The sequence below is a fragment of the Tissierellales bacterium genome (genome assembly GCA_035301805.1).
Classification (GTDB): Bacteria; Bacillota; Clostridia; order Tissierellales; family DATGTQ01; genus DATGTQ01.
In genome coordinates this window covers 1-6758 of the sequence record DATGTQ010000234.1, presented here as the reverse complement: position 1 = coordinate 6758, position 6758 = coordinate 1, and the positions used below count along the sequence as shown (strand labels likewise).

General features: G+C 31.5%; 5 protein-coding genes. 2 read left to right on the top strand and 3 right to left on the bottom strand.

Features of this window, described 5'->3' with window-relative positions; all coding sequences use genetic code 11:
* Window positions 1-773: NAD(+) diphosphatase (gene nudC / locus VK071_11730; protein ID HLR35981.1), on the bottom strand; the 773-nt coding region annotated here is incomplete at its 3' end.
* Between the two features lie 347 nt (window positions 774-1120).
* On the opposite strand from nudC, the gene VK071_11725 reads away from it, so the two are divergent.
* Both VK071_11725 and VK071_11720 read left to right on the top strand, forming a co-directional pair.
* Window positions 1121-3070: a 5'-nucleotidase C-terminal domain-containing protein gene (locus VK071_11725; GenBank protein HLR35980.1), complete on the top strand. Its 1950-nt coding sequence runs from the start codon at window positions 1121-1123 to the stop codon at window positions 3068-3070.
* 114 nt (window positions 3071-3184) lie between these two features.
* Window positions 3185-5542: a 5'-nucleotidase C-terminal domain-containing protein gene (locus VK071_11720; GenBank protein HLR35979.1), complete on the top strand. Its 2358-nt coding sequence runs from the start codon at window positions 3185-3187 to the stop codon at window positions 5540-5542.
* Window positions 5543-5599: 57 nt separating this feature from the next.
* Here VK071_11720 and VK071_11715 read toward each other — a convergent pair whose 3' ends face one another.
* Together VK071_11715 and VK071_11710 are read right to left on the bottom strand one after the other, a co-directional pair.
* Window positions 5600-6325 (bottom strand): phosphatase, encoded by a 726-nt coding sequence (locus tag VK071_11715; GenBank protein HLR35978.1) that lies wholly within the window; start codon window positions 6323-6325, stop codon window positions 5600-5602.
* A 110-nt stretch (window positions 6326-6435) separates the two neighbouring features.
* On the bottom strand, window positions 6436-6758 hold a 323-nt coding region (locus tag VK071_11710; protein HLR35977.1), incomplete at its 5' end, for an ABC transporter.

Here is a 6758-nt window from a genome sequence, read left to right as displayed (position 1 = left end):
TTTTTTATTTCATCTTTACTAAACCAGTCAGCATGTACTATTTCTTCATTATCCTCTTGAATTTCTCCTTCTAAATATTCTGCTGTAAAACCAATCATCATTGAATTAGGGAAAGGCCAAGGTTGATTGTCAAAATACTTTATATTTTTAACCTTTATTCCTGTTTCTTCATAGACTTCTCTTTTTACACACTGTTCAAAGGTTTCACCATATTCTACAAAACCTGCTATTACACTATAGACCCCTTTACTAAAACCTCTATTATGGGCAAGAAGCAATTTATCTCCCTTTGTCACTGCTACTATAACTGCTGGTGAAGTTCTAGGCCAAGTGGTATAATTACAATTAGTACAAATCATAGCCCTTTCATCTTTACTATCCTTCTTTTTCATTTCATTTCCACAGATTCCACAATACCTATTAGATTTCATCCAATTTAATAAAAGTAACCCTTTTGTCGCAGCTAAAAATTCTTCCTCACTAAATATAGTAGACAAGGATTTTAAATCCATAAAACTGTAGTCTTCTAACTTATCTTTCTTTATATTTATTTCTCCACTAAAACAATTATAACCTTCCCAGGCTCCCATACATTGAACATTGTCTATATGTAAGTTTAATTTCTTTAAATCTTTTTCTTTTATAATATTTATTCCATTTTCCTTTTTCTTTACCAATAACTTCTTACCTTTAAAAAGATACCAGGAATCCTCATCTTTAGTGGAATACAAAGGCACCACTGAAGGTTCAAATTTTATGTATTCTTTCACCATTACTTACCATCTCCTTAAATCTATAACATTTAAGCTACTATTTTAGTATAGCATATGACTTAAAAAATACAGAATTGATATATTAAATTTCCTTTGATATAACCACATATAAGATATATATAAATTTCGTTAAGGAAATTTGTTTTAAATATGTTACTTAAATATAACAGTATATAAAATACATACAAGTTACATAACATTATTATAAAGAATTTTGTATACTTTCTATAATTCTGGCATTTTTTACTATTATTCAATGTATTAAGAAGGATTTTCAGTCTATATAGAGAATAAATTACACATGTGAAATTTTAAGAATATTATAAAATGTTGAGGAGGGAAATATTTTGTTTAATAAGTTTAGTAAAAATAAGAAACTTTTTAGTTTTCTTTTATCCTTAGTATTAGCATTAGGGGTTCTTGTAACACCTATTCATGATGCAGCATTTGCTGAGGATACAGAAAATGTAACAGAAATAGCGATAGTCCATACAAATGACACCCACTCTAGGATAAAAGAAGGAATAGGTTTTGCTAAAATACCTACTATAGTTCAAGGTCTAAAAAATGAAGGCAAAGAGGTACTGTTATTAGATGCTGGAGATACATTACACGGTTTACCCATAGCTACAATCTCCAGAGGTAAATCTATAGTAGATGTAATGAATCTTGCAGGATATGATGCAATGGTACCAGGAAACCATGATTTTAATTATGGTTATGAAAGGTTATTAGAGTTAAAAGGTATGGCAAATTTTGAAATCCTTGCCTCCAATGTTGTAAAAGAAAATGGCCAAAGAGATTTTAAGCCCTATATAGTAAAAGAACTTGATGGGATAAAAGTAGGAGTATTTGGTCTTGCAACTCCGGAAACAAAGTATAAATCAAGTCCCAAAAATACAGAAGGAGTTAATTTTGAAGCTCCAGTGGATGCTGGAAAGAGAATAGTTAAAAAACTTAAAGAAGAAGAAAAGGTTGATATAGTAATTGCATTATCTCATTTAGGAATGGATCAAGAAACTAACGAAAAAGAAAGAAGTACAACTGTTGCTAGAGAAGTAGAAGGCATCGACTTATTAATTGATGGTCATAGCCACACTACCTTAACAGACGGTACCCCTATAAATGATACATTAATAGTTCAGACAGGCTCCCACACTAACAATGTAGGTGTTGTGAATATTAAAATTCAGGATGGAAACATTAAAGAAAGAACTGGAAAATTGATAACTACTGAAGAAGCTGAATCTATAGAAGGAAATCAGGAAATAGAAGCTTTAATAGAAGAAATAGAAGAAAAAAATGAAGAAATAACCAGTGAAGTTATAGGTGAAGCAAAAGTAAGACTTGATGGAGAAAGAGAAAATGTTAGGGCTGGTGAAACTAATCTTGCAAACCTTATTACAGATATAATGTTAGAAGCAGGAGAAGCCGATGTAACTATAACCAATGGCGGCGGAATTAGAGCTTCTATAGAGGCCGGAGAAATTACAATGGGAGATGTAATTGCTGTTCTACCCTTTGGAAATTACTTAGTAGTAAAAGAAGTTAAAGGTAGCGACATATTGGCAGCCTTAGAACATGGAACAGCCTCCTATCCAGAACCAGCAGGGGGATTTTCACAAGTTGCAGGTATGACCTACAAACTTGATACAACTGAAGAAGTTGGCAAGAGAGTTCATAGTGTAAAAGTAAATGGCAAACCTCTTGATTTAAACAAAAGTTATAAAGTAGCTACAAACGATTTCATGGCTTCTGGTGGAGATGGATATACAATGCTTGGGGGTGGCAATCTAATAGCACAATACCCAGGTTTAGATGAAATAGTGGCTGATGGTATTAGAGAGATGAAAGTAGTAGAAGGTGTACTTGATAATAGAATGACTGTTGAAACAAAAGGTGAAGACCCAATAATTGAACCTGAAGAACCAACAGAAGAAGACAAAGAAAAAGCTAATAAAGTAATAGATTTAATTGATAAACTACCAGAAAAGATTACATTAAAGGATAAGGAAACTATTGAGGCTACAAGAAAAGCTTATGATGCCTTAACAGATGAACAGAAAGCCCTTGTAACAAATTTAGCTAAATTAGAAGAGGCAGAAAAAGCATTGGCTAAGTTAGAAGAAGATACAGAAAAACCTGGAGAAAAACCAAAAACAAAACCCGAAGTACCTAAGCCAGGAAAACCAAAAGGAAAAGGTAACTTACCAAAGACTGGTACAGCTCCATGGGCATTAACAGGCTTAGCAGGAGCATTAATGGTTGCAGCTGGTTGGAAATTAAAAAAGAAATAATACAAAATATAAAAGAAAGACTTTAAGGGGAGGTAGATGCTCCCCTTAACTTTTCATATAAGGCATAAATATATAAGAATAACATTTCAACAAATTTAAAAGGGGGAAAACAAATTGAAATTTGAAAACAAAAGGCTATACAGCTTATTACTAACGATGTTTCTTGTTCTAAGTATAGTAATTACACCATTACAGGAAGTTGCTTTTGCTAGTGGTAGTGAAACTGTTCACATTACTATATTAGGCACTACTGATATTCACGGCAATATTTACAACTGGTCCTATGAAGACGGACAAGAAGTAGATAATATAGGACTTGCAAAAATCCATTCTGTAGTAAAAAAAGTAAGAGCTGAAAATCCAAATACTATATTGCTAGATAACGGTGATACTATCCAAGGAACAATTTTAACAGATGATTTATATAACACTAATTTAGAGCTTCCAAATCCAATGATAGATGTAATGAACTTTATGGAATATGATGCCATGACCCTAGGAAATCATGAGTTTAACTTTGGCTTAAACTTAATCGACAAAATTAAAAATGAAGCAAAATTCCCAATAATGGCGGCTAATGCTAAATATAAAAGCGATGGTTCGGATTTTGCTGAGCCTTATACTATAAAAGAAGTTAATGGAATTAAAGTCGGAATAATAGGACTTACTAATCCAAATATTCCAAGATGGGACGGTCCAAAAGTAACAGAACTAGAGTTTAATAAACTAGCTGAAACAACTAAATTATACGTAGAAGAATTAAAGGATAAAACAGATATTATAATAGCTACTATCCATGCTGGATTAGACGCAGAATATGGAGATGATGGCGTTAGAGAAGTAATAGAAAGATGTCCAGAAATAGAAGCTTTTATAGTAGGACATGACCATGTCACAAAAGCAGAAACTGTAAATAATACTGTAGTAGGCGGCGCTCAAGATGCTGGAAGACAAGTAGTAAGATTTGACTTATACCTTAAAAAGGACGGTAGTAAGTGGAATGTTGAAAATAAAAAAGTAGAAATAATAGAAACAAAAGATTATGAGGCGTCAAATGAACTTAAGGAATATGCTAAAGAATATCATGAGGAAACCTTAGAGTTCTTAACTGATGTAATAGGCACTGCAACAGATGATTTTCATCCTGCTTCCGAAGTACCAGGAATACCAGAAGCACAAATTAAAGATACTGCTGTAATAGACTTAATAAATAATGTTCAATTAGAAAGTACAGAAGCTGATATTGCAGCTGCAGCATTGTTCAAATTTGACTCCAATATTAAAAAAGGACCTATAACCTATGCAAGTATATTTGATATTTATAAATATCCAAATACTTTAATAGGAATCGAAGTAACGGGAAAAGAACTTAAAGATTATATGGAATGGTCAGCATCCTATTACAACACTTACAAAGATGGGGATGTTACTATAAGTTTTGATCCAAATATTAGAGGTTATAATTATGATATGTTCCAAGGTGTAGATTATAAAGTTGATATTTCAAAACCTAAGGGTGAAAGAATTGTAGATCTGAAATTTAAAGGAAAACCAGTACAAAATAATGATACATTTAAGTTAGCTATAAATAATTATAGATATGGTGGATTAAAAGATATGGGCATTATAAGTGGAGAACCATATTTTGAATCTGATCCTATTTCTTTAAGAAGTTATATTGCCCAACATATTGAACAAAAAGGTACTATTTCACCAGAAGTTGATAATAACTGGGAAATCATTGGCGCAGACTTAAACCACCCATTAAGGGATTATATTATTAAACAAGTAGAAGAAGGAAATATAGAGATACCTACATCTGAAGATGGAAGAAGCTATAATGCAAAAGCATTAAATGTATATGAATTAATTGAAGAAGGAAAAATACCCACCGAAGCAGATAAGGAAGTAATCAATTCTATAGAAGAGAGGATAAAAGCTTTACCGTCTATTGAAAATATAACATTAGATAATAAAAAAGAAATTGCTGAAATAAGAGAAGATTATGAGGCTTTAACAGATGCTCAAAAATACTTTATAGACAATTTAAATGTGCTAGAAGCGGCAGAGGCTAAAATTGTTGAACTTGAAAAGCCAAGTAATAACGAAGCTGTAGATAAAGTAATAGATTTAATTGATAAATTACCAGAAAAGATTACATTAAAGGATAAGGAAACTATTGAGGCTACAAGAAAAGCTTATGATGCCTTAACAGATGAACAAAAAGCCCTTGTAACAAATTTAGCTAAATTAGAAGAGGCAGAAAAAGCATTGGCTAAGTTAGAAGAAGATACAGATAAACCTACTCCAGAAAAACCTGGAGAAAAACCAAAAACAAAACCTGAAGTACCTAAGCCAGGAAAACCAAAAGGAAAAGGTAACTTACCAAAGACTGGTACAGCTCCATGGGCATTAACAGGCTTAGCAGGAGCATTAATGATTGCAGCTGGTTGGAGATTAAAAAAGAAATAAGTCTCATAAAATAGTTTGTCCTTAATAAAAAATGGGAGCCATAATTGCTCCCATTTTTTATATAAATCTACTTTTCCTTTTATCTTTAAAATAGTTTTCAAACCTATCGATACACGCATTAATAATTAATTCTTCTGGCATTTCAATATCTTTTAATAAATCAATTGCCTTATCGACTCTTCCAACATCAAAAGATATATGACTATCACTATTTACAATTACTGGGACATTATGTTTCTTACATAGTAAAGCAATATCACGACAATTTTCCCTACTTCCTTCTCTACTAGTCCTAAAAGAACTATTATTTATTTCTACTAAAGTATTAGTTTCATTTGCTTTCAAAACAAATTTTTCCTTATCTATAGGAAATTTAGGATTCCCTGGATGAGAAATTATATCTACATTTTCATTCTCCATTGCTCTTATAAGCGCTTTAGTGTTTCCTTCTACATTCCAAGGTTCTATACATGCATCGTGTAATCCTGCAAGTACTACATCTAATTTTTTTAATATCTCATCTGATACATCTAACTGACCTTCCTGGTCTAAAATATTAGACTCTACCCCCTTTAATATTTTCACTCCACATATTTTTTCTGGTATAATTACCTGATTCCTTATATGGTAAATATGAGGTCCATTTGGCATTTTAGGTCCATGATCAGTTATTCCTACATATTTTAAACCTTTTTTACTAGCTTCTGCTGCTATTTCTTGAACAGTGCTATAAGCATGCCCACTTGTAATTGTGTGATTATGCACATCTATTAGTATTTCCATTGTTTTATGCTCCTTCCTATTAACAAACTCATTATAACATAAAGGGTGAAAAAGGATTAATAATTAGCTAAGTTTATTCTAAATACTAATATTAATTCCTATTAATCTAATTAATTTCTTAATTTTTTTAGCTTCTTAAGAATATTTTTATATTCCTCATCAAGAATTTTCATCTCCTTAGGATCTGTGGTTATAGAGAGCTTACCTAATAATTCTGTAATTCTATATTCTAATATTGCTTTCTTTTCTTCAATATTTTTTGTCTTCCTGTCCTTTAGCTCATTTTTATTATTAACATACTCATTGTATTTTCCATTATAGGTCCTAATTTTATAATTTTCTATATACATAATGGTATCCGCAACTTCTTCTAAAAACCTTTTATCATGAGAAACAAACAATACTGTTCCCTTATACTCCTTTATAGCTTCTT

What these genes read in the sequence shown, in the direction of transcription:
- VK071_11715 (HLR35978.1), bottom strand. Translation starts at nt 6,325, where the DNA reads ATGGAAATACTAATAGATGTGCATAATCACACAATTACAAGTGGGCAT.